14 protein-coding genes are annotated in these 17362 nt (G+C 55.8%); 9 read left to right on the top strand and 5 right to left on the bottom strand.

Annotated elements, in window-relative coordinates; translation table 11 throughout:
• Positions 1 to 27: 27 nt before the first annotated feature.
• On the bottom strand, positions 28 to 1722 hold the full coding sequence (gene narQ, locus M8Q36_RS13000; RefSeq protein WP_249881157.1) for a nitrate/nitrite two-component system sensor histidine kinase NarQ: 1695 nt from the start codon (positions 1720 to 1722) through the stop codon (positions 28 to 30).
• 223 nt (positions 1723 to 1945) lie between these two features.
• Between narQ and aegA the strand changes: the two genes are divergently transcribed.
• The 4 genes from aegA to M8Q36_RS13020 all read left to right on the top strand — a co-directional run bounded on the left by aegA (position 1946) and on the right by M8Q36_RS13020 (position 6737).
• The gene (aegA, locus tag M8Q36_RS13005; RefSeq protein ID WP_249881158.1) at positions 1946 to 3925 is read left to right on the top strand and encodes a formate-dependent uric acid utilization protein AegA; all 1980 of its coding nucleotides are present in this window, start codon (positions 1946 to 1948) and stop codon (positions 3923 to 3925) included.
• An 82-nt stretch (positions 3926 to 4007) separates the two neighbouring features.
• Entirely contained in the window at positions 4008 to 4583 is a 576-nt protein-coding gene (gene nudK / locus M8Q36_RS13010; protein ID WP_097407651.1) for a GDP-mannose pyrophosphatase NudK, read from the top strand.
• Positions 4584 to 4705: 122 nt separating this feature from the next.
• Entirely contained in the window at positions 4706 to 5749 is a 1044-nt protein-coding gene (locus tag M8Q36_RS13015) for a DUF1176 domain-containing protein (protein ID WP_249881159.1), read from the top strand.
• Positions 5750 to 5798: 49 nt separating this feature from the next.
• Positions 5799 to 6737, top strand: coding sequence for a hypothetical protein (locus M8Q36_RS13020; RefSeq protein ID WP_249881160.1), 939 nt, complete (start codon positions 5799 to 5801; stop codon positions 6735 to 6737).
• Positions 6738 to 6775: 38 nt separating this feature from the next.
• On the opposite strand, the gene tkt is transcribed toward M8Q36_RS13020, so the two are convergent.
• Entirely contained in the window at positions 6776 to 8770 is a 1995-nt protein-coding gene (gene tkt, locus M8Q36_RS13025) for a transketolase (RefSeq protein ID WP_249881161.1), read from the bottom strand.
• Positions 8771 to 8790: 20 nt separating this feature from the next.
• Positions 8791 to 9741, bottom strand: a complete 951-nt coding sequence (gene tal / locus M8Q36_RS13030; protein ID WP_249881162.1) for a transaldolase — start codon at positions 9739 to 9741, stop codon at positions 8791 to 8793.
• Between the two features lie 280 nt (positions 9742 to 10021).
• Between tal and maeB the strand changes: the two genes are divergently transcribed.
• Positions 10022 to 12301 carry an NADP-dependent oxaloacetate-decarboxylating malate dehydrogenase gene (maeB, locus tag M8Q36_RS13035; RefSeq protein WP_200550217.1) on the top strand — a complete coding sequence of 760 codons (2280 nt, stop codon included), beginning with the start codon at positions 10022 to 10024 and terminating at the stop codon, positions 12299 to 12301.
• Between the two features lie 481 nt (positions 12302 to 12782).
• Here maeB and hemF read toward each other — a convergent pair whose 3' ends face one another.
• Complete coding sequence (gene hemF / locus M8Q36_RS13040) at positions 12783 to 13685, bottom strand: oxygen-dependent coproporphyrinogen oxidase (protein ID WP_249881163.1); 903 nt, start codon at positions 13683 to 13685, stop codon at positions 12783 to 12785.
• The gene (amiA, locus tag M8Q36_RS13045) at positions 13682 to 14557 is read right to left on the bottom strand and encodes an N-acetylmuramoyl-L-alanine amidase AmiA (protein WP_020454660.1); all 876 of its coding nucleotides are present in this window, start codon (positions 14555 to 14557) and stop codon (positions 13682 to 13684) included. Before amiA ends, hemF begins: the two co-directional genes overlap by 4 nt.
• Before the next feature lie 213 nt (positions 14558 to 14770).
• Between amiA and M8Q36_RS13050 the strand changes: the two genes are divergently transcribed.
• From M8Q36_RS13050 to M8Q36_RS13065, 4 genes are all read left to right on the top strand, one after another.
• A complete protein-coding gene (locus tag M8Q36_RS13050; RefSeq protein WP_017458925.1) occupies positions 14771 to 15196 on the top strand; it encodes a GNAT family acetyltransferase in 426 nt (141 codons plus the stop codon).
• Positions 15183 to 15632 (top strand): DUF2919 domain-containing protein, encoded by a 450-nt coding sequence (locus M8Q36_RS13055; RefSeq protein ID WP_249881164.1) that lies wholly within the window; start codon positions 15183 to 15185, stop codon positions 15630 to 15632. The genes M8Q36_RS13050 and M8Q36_RS13055 overlap by 14 nt, the downstream gene beginning before the upstream one ends.
• Positions 15633 to 15692: 60 nt before the next feature.
• Positions 15693 to 16268, top strand: coding sequence for an RpoE-regulated lipoprotein (locus M8Q36_RS13060; protein ID WP_249881165.1), 576 nt, complete (start codon positions 15693 to 15695; stop codon positions 16266 to 16268).
• A gap of 93 nt (positions 16269 to 16361) precedes the next feature.
• The gene (locus M8Q36_RS13065) at positions 16362 to 17261 is read left to right on the top strand and encodes a Dyp-type peroxidase (RefSeq protein WP_249881166.1); all 900 of its coding nucleotides are present in this window, start codon (positions 16362 to 16364) and stop codon (positions 17259 to 17261) included.
• Positions 17262 to 17362: the final 101 nt, after the last annotated feature.

Consider the following 17362-nt stretch of genomic DNA (forward strand, 5'->3'; position numbering starts at 1 on the left):
AATCATTTTACTTTAAATTCTTTACACTTATTGACGCTCCGCGCTGACCGATAACGGAAAACGAAACTGCACCTGCGTGCCGCTGCCCGGCGGTGAGACAATTTCCAGCACACCGCCAAGACGCTCGGCGCGCTCGCGCATGATCGTCAACCCGTAATGTCCGGCGGGCTCCTGCGTACTGTTCATACCGATGCCGTTATCACGAATGTAGACCGAGTGCAGCCCGTCAGGATCGGTCACACAACTGACGGTGATTTCGCTGGCCTGCGCATGTTTAATCGCGTTGATGACCGCTTCACGCACAATTTGTAAGACGTTCATTTGCTGTTGCGCATCCAGTGCCTGGGTGGGTAAACGGCAATCCAGATTCAGCTTCGCGCTGGTCTGGCTCTGCAAGACATCCAGTGCTTCACGCAGCGCGGCGGGTAGCGAACTTTGCTGTAAAGAGAGGCGGAACGTGGTGAGCAGCTCACGCAACTGCTGCCAGGCGTTGTTCAGACCGCGCGAAAAGTCGTCGATAATCAGATGTGCCGGGGCGTTATCGTCCGGCACGGCGCGTTTAAGCAGCGCCAGTTGGATACGCAGATAGGAGAGCATCTGCGCCAGTGAATCGTGCAGCTCGCGGGCGATGGTGGCGCGTTCTTCCATCAGCATTAATTGCTGGTAATGTTTCTGCGCCTGGTTGATATAGAGCCCGCGTCCAAGAATGGTGGCAATATTGCACATCAGCGGCGCGGAGAGCGGCTGCTGCTGGCTTTGCCAGCGCAGCTCGCCCAGCACGTTCTCCTGCATATTTACCGGCAAGCTGTTCACCGGCAGTGCGGGGTTAAGCTCCCCTTGCTGGATCCGCCAGTTGTCATCGACAACCAGTTCCAGGAAGCAGGCTGCCTGATGGTCGTAGACGATCTGCAACACATGGTGCAGACAAAGAGCGTCAATCTGGCTGGTGTTGAGCGCCTGCGAGCACTGGTACATCACTTCCAGGCGGCTGTTGGCTTCGTGCAGATCGCGGGTTTTTTCCGCCACCGACGTTTCCAGCGAGCGGTAGAGCTTAAACAGTTGACCGGACATTCTGTCGAACGTTGAAGCCAGTAAACCCAGTTCGTTATCCAGTTTGTTATCGAGCGGCAGCAAGGAAAACTGCCCTTGCTGGATCCGCTGGCAGGTGGCGACCAGGTTATTAAGCGGTTTGACGACCCGCTGGCGAATACGGCGCAGCGTAAAAAACACCAGCGTGAAAATCCCTGCTGCGCCCAGCAGCGAAATAGCGACTACCAGCATCATCTTGCGTTCGGCATAGTGCTGGAGCGCCAGCACGAACAAATCAATTTGCCCGACATAAGCCTGGATATTTTGCTCGTACCACTGCTGGTCGCCCTGAATCAGATGTTTTTCCATCTGGCGCCAGTTTTCGTGCAATTGCCCATAACGTTGCTGCACTTCCTGCGGAACGTACCAGTGGTTCAGGGTTTGTAATACGGGAGAGTTCAGTGTCTGCTGGTAAATCTGGCGGTGGGGTTGTAGCTCGGCGGTCTGTTTTTGCAGCTCGTAACCAAGACGGTAACTCTGCATACGCAGCGACCCGGCTATATTAATGGCTTCCGCATCCCGCAGGCTGCTGGCAAGCGTGACGAGTGCCACTCCGGTGGAGAGCAGCGACAGTAAAACAAGAGAGAAAAAGGCTCTGGCCAGGCTTCCTGAAACAGGTTTTTTGACTATCACTGCAGCGCTTCCCAATCCTGATGTTACGTACAGGAAACATCGGCCTGAACGCCCATCGAATGAAATAATTTTTCAGAAATCCTGAAATAAATTGATCTGCTACAAGCTCGTGACAAATAGATAACCTTTCTGGGCAATTGAACATTGCCTGTGTCGTGCTGCCCCGGTAAATACAATGCTCATATAAAAAATAGGGTTTATTAAACCAGAAAAGAAGGGTGCCATGAATCGTTTTATTATGGCGAATAGCCAGCAATGTATAGGATGTCGTGCCTGCGAAGTCGCGTGTGTGATGGCGCACAATAATGAGCAACATGTGTTAAGCGCCGACCATTTTCACCCACGGATCACCGTGGTTAAACATCAGCAACACCGCAGCGCGGTGACCTGCCACCACTGTGAAGCTGCGCCCTGTGCCCGCAGTTGCCCGAATGGCGCAATCAGCCGCGTTGATGAGGCGATTCAGGTCAATCAACAAAAGTGTATTGGCTGTAAATCCTGCGTCGTGGCTTGCCCGTTTGGCACCATGCAGGTGCTGGTCACGCCAATTGGCGACGGGCTGGTAAAAGCCACCGCGCACAAATGCGATCTCTGCCAGGGCAGGGCGGAAGGCCCGGCCTGCGCGCAGAATTGCCCGGCCGATGCGCTACAACTGGTGAACAGCGACGCGCTTGCGGGGCTTGCTAAATCTCGCCGTCTGCGTACCGCCAGCCATGAAGCGCAGCCGTGGCACAGTGTCGCGGCGCTGACTCCCGCCTTTAACGACCGCAAAGTGCGGCAGATGCGCAAAACGCCGCCGCGCGGTGAGCCAGGTAAACTGCCACTGGCGGCGCGTAAAAACGGTTTTGATGAAATCTATCTGCCGTTTCGCGCCGATCAGGCCAGTCGTGAAGCGGAGCGCTGCCTGAAGTGCGGCGACCACAGCATTTGCGAATGGACCTGCCCGCTGCATAACCATATTCCGCAGTGGATCGAGCGGGTAAAAGAGGGCGATATTGCGGCTGCGGTCGAACTTTCGCATCAAACTAACTGCTTACCGGAGATCACCGGTCGCGTCTGCCCGCAAGACCGGCTGTGCGAGGGGGCATGTACGGTACGCGATGAGTATGGTGCGGTCACGATCGGCAATATTGAGCGCTATATCTCCGATCAGGCGCTGGCGCAGGGCTGGCAGCCCGATTTACAGCAGGTTGCGGCGGTGGATAAACGTATCGCGATTATCGGTGCTGGCCCGGCTGGCCTCGCCTGTGCGGACGTGCTTGCTCGCCACGGCGTGAGCGCCACGGTGTTCGATCGCCACCCGGAAATCGGCGGTTTGCTCACCTTTGGCATCCCCGCTTTTAAACTGGATAAATCGCTGCTGGCGCGCCGTCGTGAAATTTTCAGCGCGATGGGCATTCGCTTCGAACTCAATTGTGAAATTGGTAAAGACATCGCGCTGGAGACGCTGCTCAGCGATTACGACGCGGTGTTTGTGGGCGTTGGCACTTACCGTTCCATGAAAGCCGGGTTGCCAAATGAAGACGCTCCGGGCGTTTATGATGCGCTGCCGTTCCTGATTGCCAACACCCGCCAGTTAATGGGGCTGCCGGACAGCGCCGACGAGCCGTTTATCAACACCAGGGGGCGCAATGTCGTGGTGCTTGGCGGCGGCGATACGGCAATGGACTGTGTCCGTACCGCACTGCGTCATGGCGCGAGCAAAGTGACCTGCGCCTACCGTCGCGACGAAGCCAACATGCCCGGCTCGAAGAAAGAGGTGAAAAATGCGCGGGATGAAGGGGCTGAGTTTGAGTTCAACGTCCAGCCGGTCAACCTTGAGCAGGATAAGAGCGGCAAAGTTTGCGGCATTCGCTTGCTGCGCACACAGCTCGGCGAGCCGGATGCTAAAGGCCGCCGCCGTCCGGTGCCAATTGAAGGCAGTGAGTTTGTTATGCCTGCTGATGCGGTGATCATGGCGTTTGGTTTTAACCCGCATTCGATGCCGTGGCTGGAGCGCCACGGTGTGCGCGTTGATGACTGGGGGCGCATTGCCGCCAGTGTCGAAAGCCAGTATCGCTACCAGACCAGTAATCCGAAAATTTTTGCCGGGGGCGATGCGGTACGCGGTGCCGATCTGGTGGTGACCGCGATGGCGGAGGGGCGCCACGCCGCACAGGGTATGATGGACTGGTTGGGCATCAAAGCACCAGGGCAGCATTAAGGCGTTTGCCATAAAACAGGCTTCACGGCGTCATACTTCGCAGCGTAGTATTACGCAAAGTTGTTAGCGCTCTGGAGCCTGTATGTCGCTGAAAATTGAAGTCATCAAAGATAAAATCCTCTCTGAAAATTATTTTGTCCTGCGCAATATCACCTACGATTTGACCCGTCAGGACGGTGAAGTGGTGCGTCATAAACGTGAAGTTTATGATCGCGGCAATGGCGCCACTATCCTGCTGTATAACCGTGAAAAACAGAGCGTGGTGCTGATCCGCCAGTTCCGGATCGCCACCTGGGTAAATGGCAACGTGGATGGTCGCCTGATTGAAGCCTGCGCCGGGTTACTGGATGACGATGAGCCGGAAGTGTGCATTCGTAAGGAAGCCATTGAGGAGACGGGATACGAAGTTGGCGAGGTGCGCAAAGTCTTTGAGTTATACATGTCGCCGGGCGGGGTAACGGAAATTGTCCACTTCTTCATTGCGGAATATAACGATGCGCAGCGCGCTAATAACGGTGGCGGCGTGGAAGATGAAGATATCGAAGTGCTGGAACTCCCCTTCCGGCAGGCCTTAGCGATGGTCGCCAACGGTGAGATCCGTGATGGCAAAGCGGTGATTTTACTGCAATATCTGCAAACATCTGGCCTAATGGACTGAAATTAATAAGGTTATCAGCTCCGCTTTCAGATGAAGCTATCCGACAAATCCGATTGAGCAAGCCAACCGGGAAATAGAATATACGCAGGTTCTGCGTCTATTCTTCCGGGGTTGTGCCAACCATGCGTTACCGCAGCGTTTTGACTTTGCTCTTCGGTCTTCTGGCCGCACCGTTGCTGTGCGCAGCACCCGCGCAACAAACCTTTTCCGACTGGCAAGTCACCTGTAATAACCAGAACTTTTGCGTGGCACGCAATATTGGTGAGCATCAGGGGCTGGTAATGACGCTGGAGCGCAGCGCCGGCGCGCGTGCCGATGCCACGCTGCGTATCGACTATGGCGGTATCGACGCGCCGATTACTAAAGAACCACCGATTGCCGGGCGTTTACTGTTTGACGGTCAGCCACTGGCGTTGGCGAGCGATCGCTGGCAAATCACGCCGTGGCATCTGGTGACGGATAACACTGATGCCATCACTTCATTTTTAAAAAACATTCAGGAAGGCCAGTCGCTTACCCTGCAAGGCAGCAAGGGCGAGATTTCTCTGGTGGGGCTAAAAGCGGCGCTACTGTTTATTGATGCGCTGCAAAAACGCGTCGGTAGCGAAACGGCATGGATTAAAAAGGGCGATAGCCCGTCGTTAAGCGTTCCGCCCGCACCCGCGTTGAAAAAGGTAGCCACGGCCAATGTGGCGCCAACCCCGCTGACACACCAGGAACTGAACGATTTGCTGGATTACGGCACCTGGCGAATGAACAACAGCCAGTGTTCGCTTGATCCGATGCGCCGCCAGGTGCGTGTGAGCGCGCTAACCGATGATAAAGCGTTGCTGTTGATCGACTGTGAAGCGGGTGCGTATAACATGGTCGAACGCGCTTGGCTGGTATCACGGGAAAAACCATTTGCCGCGCGGCTGGTGCGCCTGATGCTGCCTTTCACGCCGGATAACGGTAACGATGAAATGGAGCTGATGAATGCGGCATTTGATGAGAAAACCCACGAACTCACCACGCTCTCCAAAGGCCGCAGCCTGGCGGATTGCGGCGTGTCGAGCCGCTGGCGTTTTGACGGCCAGCGCTTTCGCCTGGTGCGTTACGCGCAGGAGCCCTCCTGCGATAGCTGGCACGGCCCCGATGCGTGGCCAACGCTGTGGGTGACGCGCTAACCCTTCGCTGACATAATCCCTTGCGGATATTTTTATCGGGAAGGGAATAATGAAACGCTTTTACCCACAATGGCTTGCGGCCTGCGTGCTCTTTTTTGCCGTTCTGCCTGCACAGGCTGAACTGACCTCAGCGGATAAACAGAACATCACCCAGCTTGTTGATGTCTGGAATAGCCATCTGAATGGCAATGCTCGGGCAACCGGCAGCGATCTCTATGCGGCTCAGGTCGAATGGTTTGGTCAGCGCCTTGCGCGCGATGAGGTCCTGCGCCGCCAGCAAGCGTTCACCTCTCACTCACCACACTATGCGCAGCGCATTATCACCACGCTTGATATCGCCGAAGATGAGGCGGGCCAGGTTCAGGTCGAGTTTGTTAAACAAGCCGGGCTCGATGAAAAACAGGTAAAAAACTACCCGGCGCAGCTTACTTTCAGCAAGCAGCCTGAGGGCTGGCGCATTAGCGGCGAAAGTGATTTGCTCACCCGCCTGAATCAAAAAGAGGCGTCGGTGCAGGGGCTGTTGACCAAAGGCAAGTTTGACGGCAACAGCAAAGATGTCGTGTGGGTGAACGCGCGCGACCCCAAAACCGGTGGCAGTTGCGATGAAGAGGGCGATTGTGAATGTAAGCTCTGGAGCAGCAACCCGGCTGTACAACCTGCGGTGGTGCCGCAGTGCATTGGTGGCGGGGTGGAAACGCTGTCGCAGCTCGATGATAGCGGGCGCGATCGGGTCGTTGTTTTCCCGCAATGGTGGACCAGCGCCTGGCGAGTGGTTTATGTCTTTGATATCCAGCAAGGGCAATGGACGAAAGCGCTGCCTTCATTTCCCATCAACATCAATGTTCAGGAAGACGATGACGCCGCAACGCTGGTGAAACGCGATACGCAGCACAACGGGAATGTGCTGGTGAAAAAAGCGTTGTGGGATGAAAAGCAGGAAGATATCGTGACGCCGCAGGAGAGCGAGCCGTTGCTGGTGGTGAAATAAAAAAGGCGCGCCAGCCATTTATGCTGGCGCGCTCACGCTTATTTTTTCAGTACCGCTTTGGCTTTCGCCACCACGTTTTCGACCGTGAAGCCGAAGTAGGGGAACAGTTTCTCGGCAGGTGCCGATTCCCCGTAACCGGTCATACCGACAATCGCCCCTTTCAGGCCGATATATTTGTACCAGTAATCGGCGATACCGGCTTCAACCGCCACGCGCGCACTCACATCCGACGGCAGCACAGATTCACGCCAGGCTTCATCCTGCGCGTCGAAAATATCGGTCGACGGCAGCGATACCACGCGCACTTTGTGGCCTTCGTTAGTCAGTTGCTCCGCCGCGTTGACGGTGATCTCCATCTCCGAGCCGGTAGCAATCAGGATCACATCCGGCGTGCCGTCGCAGTCTTTCAGGACATAACCGCCACGGCTGATGGCCTGCACCTGCTCCGGGGTTCGCTCCATTTGCGTGAGGTTCTGGCGTGAGAGGATCAACGCTGTCGGGCCATGATGTCGCTCGATCGCCAGCTTCCAGCCGACCGCTGCTTCTACCTGGTCGCACGGACGCCAGGTGCTGAAGTTTGGCGTTAAGCGCAGGCTGGCGAGTTGTTCAACCGCCTGGTGCGTTGGACCGTCTTCCCCTAAGCCAATCGAATCGTGGGTGTATACCATGATCTGCCGGGCTTTCATCAGCGCCGCCATACGTGCCGCGTTACGGGCATATTCAACGAACATCAAAAAGGTGGCGGTATAAGGCACAAAACCACCGTGATGCGCGATGCCGTTGGCAATGGCCGTCATACCAAACTCACGCACGCCGTAGTGAATGTAATTCCCGGCGGGGTCCTCTTTCAGCGAGGTGGAGCCGGACCAGATGGTGAGGTTGCTGGGCGCGAGATCCGCAGAGCCGCCAAGCAGCTCCGGCAAAATTGGCCCATAGCTGTTGAGCGTGTTCTGCGAGGCTTTACGGGTGGCGATTTTCGCCGGGTTGGCCTGCAGCTTATTGATCCAGTCGGTGGTGGTTTTCTCCCAGCTTTCCGGCAGTTCACCGCTCATGCGGCGTGTAAATTCAGCTGCCAGATCCGGGTACTCTTTGGCCCAGGCCGCCAGTTTTTCATTCCAGTCATGTTGATGTTTCGCCCCGCGTTCGCGGGCATCCCACGCCTGGTAAATCTCTTTGGGGATTTCAAAAGCCGGGTATTTCCAGCCGAGTTTTTGCCGGGTGAGCGCCACTTCTTCTTCACCGAGCGCTGCGCCGTGCGACTCCTCTTTCCCAGCTTTGTTCGGCGAGCCAAAACCAATCACCGTGCGGCAGATAATCAGTGACGGCTTATCTTTCACGCTTTGCGCTTCTTCAATCGCTTTTTTCACCGCCTCGGGTGAATGGCCGTCGATATCGCCAATCACATGCCAGTTATAGGCTTCGAAGCGTTTGGCGGTGTCATCGGTAAACCAGCCCTCGGTCTCGCCATCAATTGAGATGCCGTTGTGATCGTAAAAGCCGATCAGTTTGCCAAGCCCGAGCGTGCCCGCCAGCGAACAGACTTCATGGGAAATGCCTTCCATCAGGCAGCCATCGCCCATAAACACATAGGTGTAGTGGTCAACAATGTTATGCCCCGGCCGGTTGAATTGCGCGGCCAGCGTATGTTCGGCAATCGCCAGCCCGACGGCGTTCGCCAGCCCCTGTCCGAGCGGGCCGGTGGTGGTTTCCACGCCCGGTGTATAGCCGATCTCCGGGTGGCCCGGGGTTTTGGAGTGGAGCTGGCGGAAGTTTTTCAGCTCTTCAAGCGGCAGGTCATAACCACTGAGGTGCAGCAGGCTGTACAGCAGCATTGAGGCATGACCGTTAGAGAGGATAAAGCGGTCGCGATCGTACCAGGTGGGGTCTGCCGGGTTGTGGCGCAGAAAATCATTCCACAGCACTTCGGCAATATCCGCCATCCCCATCGGGGCGCCAGGGTGGCCAGAATTGGCTTTTTGCACCGCGTCCATACTCAGGGCGCGAACGGCGTTTGCAAGCTCTCTACGGGACATAATTCACTCCATGGCAAAGGTTAAAGTTTAGCGGCGAGCAGATCTTCAAGGCTGCGCTGATCAACGGCGAACTGACGGATACCGTCGGCCAGCTTATCGACCGCCATCGGATCCTGGTTATGCTCCCAACGGAATTCAGCTTCTGTTAACGGTTCCGGGCGATGGAAGGTTTGGCGCGATGGCACCAGCTTGCGCTCAACAATGCCTTCCTGTGCCTGTAGCTCTTTCAGCAGCGCCGGAGAGATAGTCAGGCGGTCGCAGCCCGCCAGAGCGAGGATCTGCTCGGTGCGGCGGAAGCTTGCGCCCATCACGATGGTTTCATAGCGATGTTGTTTGTAGTAGTCGTAGATATTGCGCACCGACTTCACGCCGGGATCTTCATCCACCACATACGGGTCGAGCGGTTTGCGATCGTTATACCAGTCGTAAATACGGCCAACGAAAGGCGAAATCAAAAACACCCCCGCTTCGGCACAGGCGCGCGCCTGGGCAAACGAGAACAGCAGCGTCAGGTTGCAGTTGATCCCCTCTTTTTCCAGCTCTTCCGCCGCGCGGATCCCCTCCCAGGTTGACGCCAGTTTGATCAAAATGCGTGACTTATCGATGCCCTGATCTTTATAAAGCGCCACCAGCTGGAGCGCTTTGGCGATGCTCTTTTCTTTGTCGTAAGAGAGGCGGGCGTCAACCTCGGTGGAGACGCGTCCCGGGATGCTTTTCAGAATTTCCGCACCAAAATTAACCGCCAGTTTGTCGCTGGCTTCTGCCACTTGCTGCTCCTGGGTTTTACCACGCGCTTTGCCGTAGGCAATGGCATCGTCAATCAGATGCGAGAAGTGCGCCAGCCCGGCCGCCTTCAGCAGCAGGGAAGGGTTGGTGGTGGCATCTTCCGGCTGATAGTGGCGAATGGATTCGATGTCGCCGCTGTCGGCCACCACGGTAGTGAATTGTTTGAGGCCGTCTAAGTGATTCATGAAAAATAACTCCTTTAAAAGCAATGGATTACTGGAGTGCTTTCTGTCGCACTTTTGTGAGGATGAGAGGTGCATAACAAAAAAGCATAGCAGACGCGCCCGCGCCCTGCGTTTTGCGGCACGTAACAAAGTTGCGATAAATTGATAACAATTTTGTTTATGTCATCGCGAGATTTTGGCTATGTTCAAAGTTTATGCGGGCGACAGAGGCCATACTATGCGGCGCATTGGGATAGACATCGCACGTTTCACTCTGAAAACAACGTGAAAGGAACCTCAAATGGACGACCAACTAAAACAAAGTGCCCTCGATTTTCACGAATTCCCCCGCCCGGGGAAGATTCAGGTCTCCCCGACAAAACCGCTGGCAACACAGCGCGATCTGGCACTGGCCTACTCTCCTGGCGTCGCCGCGCCTTGTCTTGAGATCGAAAAAGACCCGCTGGCAGCCTACAAATACACCGCGCGCGGCAATCTGGTCGCCGTGGTATCCAACGGTACTGCGGTACTCGGCCTTGGCAATATCGGCGCACTGGCCGGTAAACCCGTGATGGAAGGCAAAGGCGTACTGTTCAAAAAATTCGCCGGAATTGATGTGTTTGATATCGAAGTGGATGAACACGATCCGGACAAACTGATTGATGTTGTGGCCGCGCTGGAACCGACCTTTGGCGGCATAAACCTGGAAGACATCAAAGCGCCGGAGTGCTTCTACATTGAAGCGAAGCTGCGCGAGCGCATGAATATTCCGGTATTCCACGACGATCAGCACGGTACGGCGATTATCAGCACCGCCGCTATTCTCAACGGCCTGCGCGTGGTCGAGAAGAACCTCTCCGATGTGCGCATGGTGGTTTCCGGCGCGGGCGCAGCGGCGATTGCCTGTATGAACCTGCTGGTGGCGCTTGGGATGCAGAAACACAACATTGTGGTCTGCGACTCAAAAGGCGTTATTTACAAAGGCCGCGAGCCGAATATGGCGGAAACCAAAGCCGCTTATGCCGTTGACGATGACGGCAAACGCACGCTGGCGGATGTGGTTGCCGGTTCGGACATCTTCCTTGGCTGTTCCGGGCCGAAAGTGTTGACCCCGGAAATGGTGAAAGGTATGGCGCGCCAGCCGCTGATCCTCGCGCTGGCGAACCCGGAGCCGGAAATTCTGCCGGATCTGGCGAAAGCGGTGCGCCCGGACGCCATTATCTGCACCGGCCGTTCCGATTACCCCAACCAGGTAAACAACGTTCTTTGCTTCCCGTTTATTTTCCGTGGCGCGCTGGATGTCGGCGCAACGGCAATTAACGAGGAGATGAAGCTGGCGGCGGTTAACGCCATCGCGGAACTGGCGCATGCCGAGCAGAGCGAAGTGGTGGCCTCGGCCTATGGCGACCAGGATCTCAGCTTTGGCCCGGATTACCTGATCCCGAAACCGTTTGATCCGCGTCTGATTGTCAAAATCGCGCCTGCGGTGGCGAAAGCCGCGATGGATTCCGGCGTGGCGACGCGACCGATTGCCGATTTCGATGCTTATGTCGATAAGCTGACTGAGTTTGTCTACAAAACCAATCTGTTTATGAAGCCGATCTTCTCGCAGGCGCGCAACGCACCGAAACGCGTCGTGCTGGCAGAAGGTGAGGAGCCACGTGTGCTGCATGCCACGCAGGAACTGGTGACGTTAGGGCTGGCAAAACCGATCCTGATTGGTCGCCCGAGCGTCATTGAGATGCGTATTCAGAAACTCGGTTTGCAAATCCGCCCGGACGTGGATTTTGAAATCGTCAATAACGAGTCCGATCCACGCTTTAAAGAGTACTGGATGGAGTACTTCAACATTATGAAACGCCGCGGCGTGACGCAGGAGCAGGCGCAGCGCGCGGTGATCGGCAATACCACCATTATTGGCGCGATCATGGTGCATCGTGGCGAAGCGGACGCGCTGATTTGCGGCACCATCGGCGATTACCACGAGCACTTCAGTGTGCTGCAGCCGATCTTCGGTTATCGCGACAATGTGCATACCGCAGGGGCGATGAATGCGCTGCTGCTGCCGAGCGGTAACACCTTTATCGCCGATACCTACGTCAACGAGGATCCGAGCGCGGAAGAACTGGCGGAGATCACCATTCTGGCGGCGGAAACCGTGCGCCGTTTCGGCATTGAACCGCGCGTGGCGCTGCTTTCGCATTCGCAGTTCGGTTCATCGAACGCGCCTGCGGCGGTGAAAATGCGCGATACGTTAGCGCTGGTGCGTGAACGCGCGCCGGAGTTAATGATTGACGGCGAAATGCATGGCGATGCGGCGCTGGATGAGACTATCCGCCATGAACGTATGCCGGATAGCCCGCTGAAAGGGGCGGCGAATATCCTGATTATGCCGAACGTAGAAGCGGCGCGAATTAGCTATAACCTGCTGCGCGTGTCCAGTTCGGAAGGGGTGACTGTCGGGCCGGTACTGATGGGCGTGGCGAAACCGGTGCATGTGCTGACGCCGATTGCCTCGGTGCGGCGTATCGTCAATATGGTTGCGCTGGCGGTGGTCGAGGCGCAAACGCAGCCGTTGTAATGTTTGTGTCTACGAACCGTCGATAATCGGATTGTGGCTTGTTGGGTTGTTTTTGAAGGAAGCCGCTAGCTCTGTCTGTCCGGGCGAAATTCAATTGCGATGGGTTGCGTTCCGCTGAAATCGGCGAACCGAAGAGTGAGTGACAAGGTCTGGACGCCATGGATGGCGGCCAGAGGCGAATCGAGCCACGGACAAAATTGCCCCGGGAGCCATTTTGAACAGCGCTTGCGCTGACTCCGAAGGGGCAAGTAATCGCGAGTCGAGCTAACCGCAGGCAAGCACTCGGGAGATGAGCGTAGTGCGAAGCACCGATTTCCTGCGGAGACGCGGGGATTAAAAAGGGGAGCGCGGCAGCTCCCCTTTTCCCGTTCACATGCAGCGATGTTTCAGAAACTGTTGAACATCTGGTGAACGGAACAATACCTCATCAGTGACATATCCGTTGAATAGCGCACTTTATCCGGCCTGAGAATTAAAGAAATTAAACCCAGTCTCTGACTTTTATAAACTCGCTGAGGGCGGCTTCCGGGCTGCCTTCGGCGGGCTGATAATTGTATTCCCAGCGCACCAGCGGCGGCATCGACATCAGAATGGATTCAGTGCGCCCGCCGGTTTGTAAGCCAAACAGCGTGCCGCGATCCCATACCAGATTGAACTCCACATAACGACCGCGACGGTAAAGCTGGAAGTCGCGCTCACGCTCGCCATAAGGCGTGGCTTTGCGGCGTTCAACGATCGGCATATAAGCCTCGAGATAGCCGTTGCCCACCGCCTGCATAAAGCGAAAGCAGTGATCGAAATCTGGCGTGTTGAGATCGTCGAAAAACAACCCACCGATGCCGCGCTGTTCATCACGGTGTTTAAGGTAGAAGTAATCGTCACACCACTTTTTATAGCGTGGATATACCTCTTCGCCGAAGGGCAAACAGATATCGCGCGCTGTGCGGTGCCAGTGGCGAGCATCCTCTTCAAAACCGTAGTAGGGCGTTAAATCAAAGCCGCCGCCAAACCACCACACCGGTTCCGCACCGGGTTTTTCGGCGATAAAGAAGCGCACATTGGCATGGCTGGTGGGCACATACGGATTACGCGGATGAACCACCAGCGAAACGCCCATCGCTTCAAAACTGCGACCCGCCAGCTCCGGGCGGTGCGCGGTGGCCGACGCGGGCATTGCGTCGCCGTGAACGTGCGAAAAATTGACGCCCGCCTGTTCAAATACGCCGCCATCACGCAGCACACGGCTGCGCCCACCGCCACCTGCCGCACGCGTCCACGCATCTTCAATAAATGCGCCGCCATCAAGGGTGCTTAACTGGTCACAGATCTTGTCCTGCAAATTTAGCAGGGCGTTTTTAACCGGGTGGATATCAGGCGTGGTCATCCGCGTCTCTTCGTGTGGGCTTTGTGATTATCAAACCAGCTAAAATAGCTGAGTACGCCATCGGCAATGGCGCTGGCGATTTTCTGGCGAAACGCCGCTGTGCCAAGCAGCTTCTCTTCTGCCGGGTTGGTGATAAACGACGTTTCCACCAGCACGGAGGGGATCGAAGGCGATTTTAGCACCACAAAGGCCGCCTGTTCTGTGTTGCGGCTATGCAGGCGGTGTACCGGTTTGATCTGCTTGAGAATATGCGAGCCGAGCGTCAGGCTGTTTTTAATGGTGTCAGTTTGCACCAAATCGAACAGCACTTGCTGGAGCAGGTGATCTTTGTCTCTGGCTTTTTTCCCGGCCAGATCGTCGGCGGCGTTTTCTTTATCCGACAGATATTTGGCCATTGCACTACTGGCGCCGCGATTGGAAAGCGCAAACACCGACGCGCCCGCAGCGCTTGGGTTGGTGAAACCATCGGCGTGGATCGACATAAACAGATCGGCACCGTGCTGGTGGGCAATCTCTACGCGATCATAAAGCGGAATAAATTTATCGCCGGTGCGCGTCAGGCGCGCATCAATTCCCTGCGCACGCAACTGGGCGCGGACGGTTTTGGCGATCGCCAGTACCACGTGTTTCTCTTGCGAACCGTTATGACCAATCGCGCCGGTATCAATACCGCCGTGGCCCGGATCAAGCATCACAATGCGTTTCGCGCCGGCTTTCCTGGCTTTCGGTTTACTGTGCCCGGTCGTGGTTTTAAGTGGTGTCTCGTCCTTTGCGATAGCGCGAGACATGCCCGTTAATGTCAGGGCGGCCAGGCCTGCTTTCAGCACCTGACGACGCGAGGTAAGTGTTTTTAAAGGTTTAAAGGTGCTCATACGCCTGAATTGTCTTATTCGTGGTCCCTGGTGTTATAGCGTATCGTGTTTGCCGTTACGACTATCCGTGCGAACTAATGTTTTACTTTTCATTTCAATACGTGACAGAGTGACATTATGCCAAATTTCAGCGCCGAAGATGCCGGATATTGGCGACAGCGGCGCTTGGGGCCATAATCTACGTTTACACAGCTGAAAATGACGGGGAATACCATGGAGATACGCGTTTTTCGCCAGGAAGATTTCGAAGAAGTGATCACCTTGTGGGAGCGTTGTGAGCTGTTGCGACCATGGAACGATCCGGAAATGGATATTGAACGCAAAGTGAATCACGATGTGAGCCTGTTTCTGGTCGCCGAAGTCGGCGGGGAAGTGGTCGGCACGGTGATGGGCGGTTATGACGGTCATCGAGGATCGGCTTATTACCTTGGCGTTCATCCTGAGTTTCGCGGGCGCGGCATCGCTAACGCCTTGTTGAGCCGGCTGGAGAAAAAGCTGATTGCCCGCGGCTGCCCGAAAATTAACCTGATGGTGCGGGAAGATAACGAGATGGTTATCGGCATGTATGAGCGCCTCGGTTATGAACATATGGATTCGGCCAGTCTGGGCAAGCGTTTGATTGAAGATGAAGAGTACTGATATTTATCCCGCCGATTACGACAGCCATGGTCGCCTGAAACTCCCTTTTTTGTTCTGGTGCGTGTTGCTGCTACAGGCACGCACCTGGATGCTGTTTGTTATTGCGGGGGCATCGCGCGGGCAGGGCGATGCGCTGTTAGCGTTGTTTTACCCCGATCACGATGATTTCTGGCTGGGCTTGCTGCCGGGTATTCCTGCGGCATTGACCTTTTTACTGAGCGGCCGCCGTGAACATTTTCCCCGCCTGTGGCGCGCACTCTACCCGCTGGTATTGCTGGTGCAACTGGCGCTGCTGGTATGGCAACCCTGGCGCTGGTTTACCGGCGAGGCGCTCTCCGGGATCGGGCTGTTTCTGGTTATTGCCGATCTGTTTGCGCTGTGGTGGCTTGCGACAAACCGGCGTCTTCGGGCCTGTTTTTCCCTTGCTCAACATTAAGCGGCACTTTTTTCACTTCCGGGACTCCAACAGGCGTTCAATGAATAAAAGGAATGAAGCATGAAATCCCTGCGTACACTTATTTGCGTTCTGCCGCTGGCGTTAACCGGCTGCTCGACGCTGGCTTCCGTCAACTGGTCGGCGGCCTATCCGTGGAACTGGTTTGGTTCATCTGTTGAGGTGAGCGACAACGGTGTTGGTAACATCACCGCCAGCACGCCGCTGAACGAGCAAGCAATTCAGGATGCGCTGGGTGGCGATTACCATCTGCGTAGCGGTATGAAGACGGAAAAAGGCAGCATCGTTCGTTATTTTGAAGCGCTAAAAGACGACAAACTGGCGCTGGTGGTGAACGGCGAAAACGGCACGGTCAGCCGTATTGATGTGCTCGATAATAGTATCGCCACGGATAAAGGGGTAAAAATCGGCGCACCGTTCAATTCGCTGTTTGATAAAGCTTTCGGTAACTGCGTGAAAGGCGCGGGCGATGACAGCGTGGGCGTAGAGTGTAAAGCGCCGGGTAGCCAGCATATCAGCTATGTGTTTACCGGCCAGTGGAGTGGCCCGGAAGGGTTGATGCCATCCGATGATGCGCTGAAAAACTGGAAAGTGAGCAAGTTTATCTGGCGCCGTTAATTTGATCTCAACTCGCTGCTGCTGCGGGAAAAACAGGTACAATACCGCGATTATCGCCACGGTTTCGTGGCCTGTTTTTTTCCAGGAGGAGTCATGTCCCAGGTTCAAAGCGGCATTTTGCCAGAACATTGCCGTGCGGCGATTTGGATTGAAGCCAACGTGAAAGGGGACACCGATGCCCTGCGCGTGGCGAGCCGTGTATTCGCCGATAAGCTGGCGACCTTTCAATTGCAATTCCCCGATGCGGCGCTGGGCGCGACCATTGCCTTTGGCAACAAGACCTGGCGCGCGCTGAACGGTGCTGAAGGCGCAGACGAGCTAAAAGATTTTCCGGCGTATGGCAAAGGCCTGGCGCCCGCAACACAGCGAGACCTGCTGATCCACATTCTTTCTCTGCGCCACGATGTGAATTTCTCTGTCGCTCAGGCCGCGCTGGCGGCGTTCGGCAAGGCGATTGAGGTTAAAGAAGAGACACACGGTTTCCGTTGGGTGGAAGAGCGCGATTTGAGTGGTTTTATCGACGGCACGGAAAATCCGGCAGGTGATGAGAAACGCCGCGAGGTTGCCATTATTCAGGATGGTGTGGACGCCGGTGGCAGCTACGTGATGGTGCAGCGTTGGGAGCATAACCTCAAGCAGCTTAATCGCATGAGCGTGGGCGATCAGGAAATGATGATCGGCCGTACCAAAGAGGCCAATGAAGAGATCGACGGTGATGCGCGCCCGGACACCTCACACCTGACGCGTGTTGACCTGAAAGAGAACGGCAAAGGGCTGAAAATCGTCCGCCAGAGCCTGCCTTATGGCACCGCCAGCGGCACCCATGGGCTCTATTTCTGCACCTATTGCGCCCGTCTATATAACATTGAGCAGCAACTGCTGAGCATGTTTGGTGATACCGACGGTAAGCGCGATGCCATGCTGCGTTTTACCCGCCCGGTGACCGGCGGCTACTACTTCGCGCCGTCGCTGGATAAGCTGCTGGCGCTGTAAACTACGCACCTCTGCCTGGCCGGGGAAACCCGGTCACTACTCCCTTCTGCTTATATTCTTTTCTGATTCCAAATCACCAATTGGTATATAAAACCGTTACT

This window comes from Kosakonia sp. R1.Fl (assembly GCF_023516815.1).
Lineage (GTDB): Bacteria > Pseudomonadota > Gammaproteobacteria > Enterobacterales > Enterobacteriaceae > Kosakonia.

What these genes read in the sequence shown, in the direction of transcription:
- aegA (WP_249881158.1), top strand. Translation starts at nt 1,946, where the DNA reads ATGAATCGTTTTATTATGGCGAATAGCCAGCAATGTATAGGATGTCGT.
- nudK (WP_097407651.1), top strand. Translation starts at nt 4,008, where the DNA reads ATGTCGCTGAAAATTGAAGTCATCAAAGATAAAATCCTCTCTGAAAAT.
- M8Q36_RS13015 (WP_249881159.1), top strand. Translation starts at nt 4,706, where the DNA reads ATGCGTTACCGCAGCGTTTTGACTTTGCTCTTCGGTCTTCTGGCCGCA.
- M8Q36_RS13020 (WP_249881160.1), top strand. Translation starts at nt 5,799, where the DNA reads ATGAAACGCTTTTACCCACAATGGCTTGCGGCCTGCGTGCTCTTTTTT.
- tkt (WP_249881161.1), bottom strand. Translation starts at nt 8,770, where the DNA reads ATGTCCCGTAGAGAGCTTGCAAACGCCGTTCGCGCCCTGAGTATGGAC.
- tal (WP_249881162.1), bottom strand. Translation starts at nt 9,741, where the DNA reads ATGAATCACTTAGACGGCCTCAAACAATTCACTACCGTGGTGGCCGAC.
- maeB (WP_200550217.1), top strand. Translation starts at nt 10,022, where the DNA reads ATGGACGACCAACTAAAACAAAGTGCCCTCGATTTTCACGAATTCCCC.
- hemF (WP_249881163.1), bottom strand. Translation starts at nt 13,685, where the DNA reads ATGACCACGCCTGATATCCACCCGGTTAAAAACGCCCTGCTAAATTTG.
- amiA (WP_020454660.1), bottom strand. Translation starts at nt 14,557, where the DNA reads ATGAGCACCTTTAAACCTTTAAAAACACTTACCTCGCGTCGTCAGGTG.
- M8Q36_RS13050 (WP_017458925.1), top strand. Translation starts at nt 14,771, where the DNA reads ATGGAGATACGCGTTTTTCGCCAGGAAGATTTCGAAGAAGTGATCACC.
- M8Q36_RS13055 (WP_249881164.1), top strand. Translation starts at nt 15,183, where the DNA reads ATGAAGAGTACTGATATTTATCCCGCCGATTACGACAGCCATGGTCGC.
- M8Q36_RS13060 (WP_249881165.1), top strand. Translation starts at nt 15,693, where the DNA reads ATGAAATCCCTGCGTACACTTATTTGCGTTCTGCCGCTGGCGTTAACC.
- M8Q36_RS13065 (WP_249881166.1), top strand. Translation starts at nt 16,362, where the DNA reads ATGTCCCAGGTTCAAAGCGGCATTTTGCCAGAACATTGCCGTGCGGCG.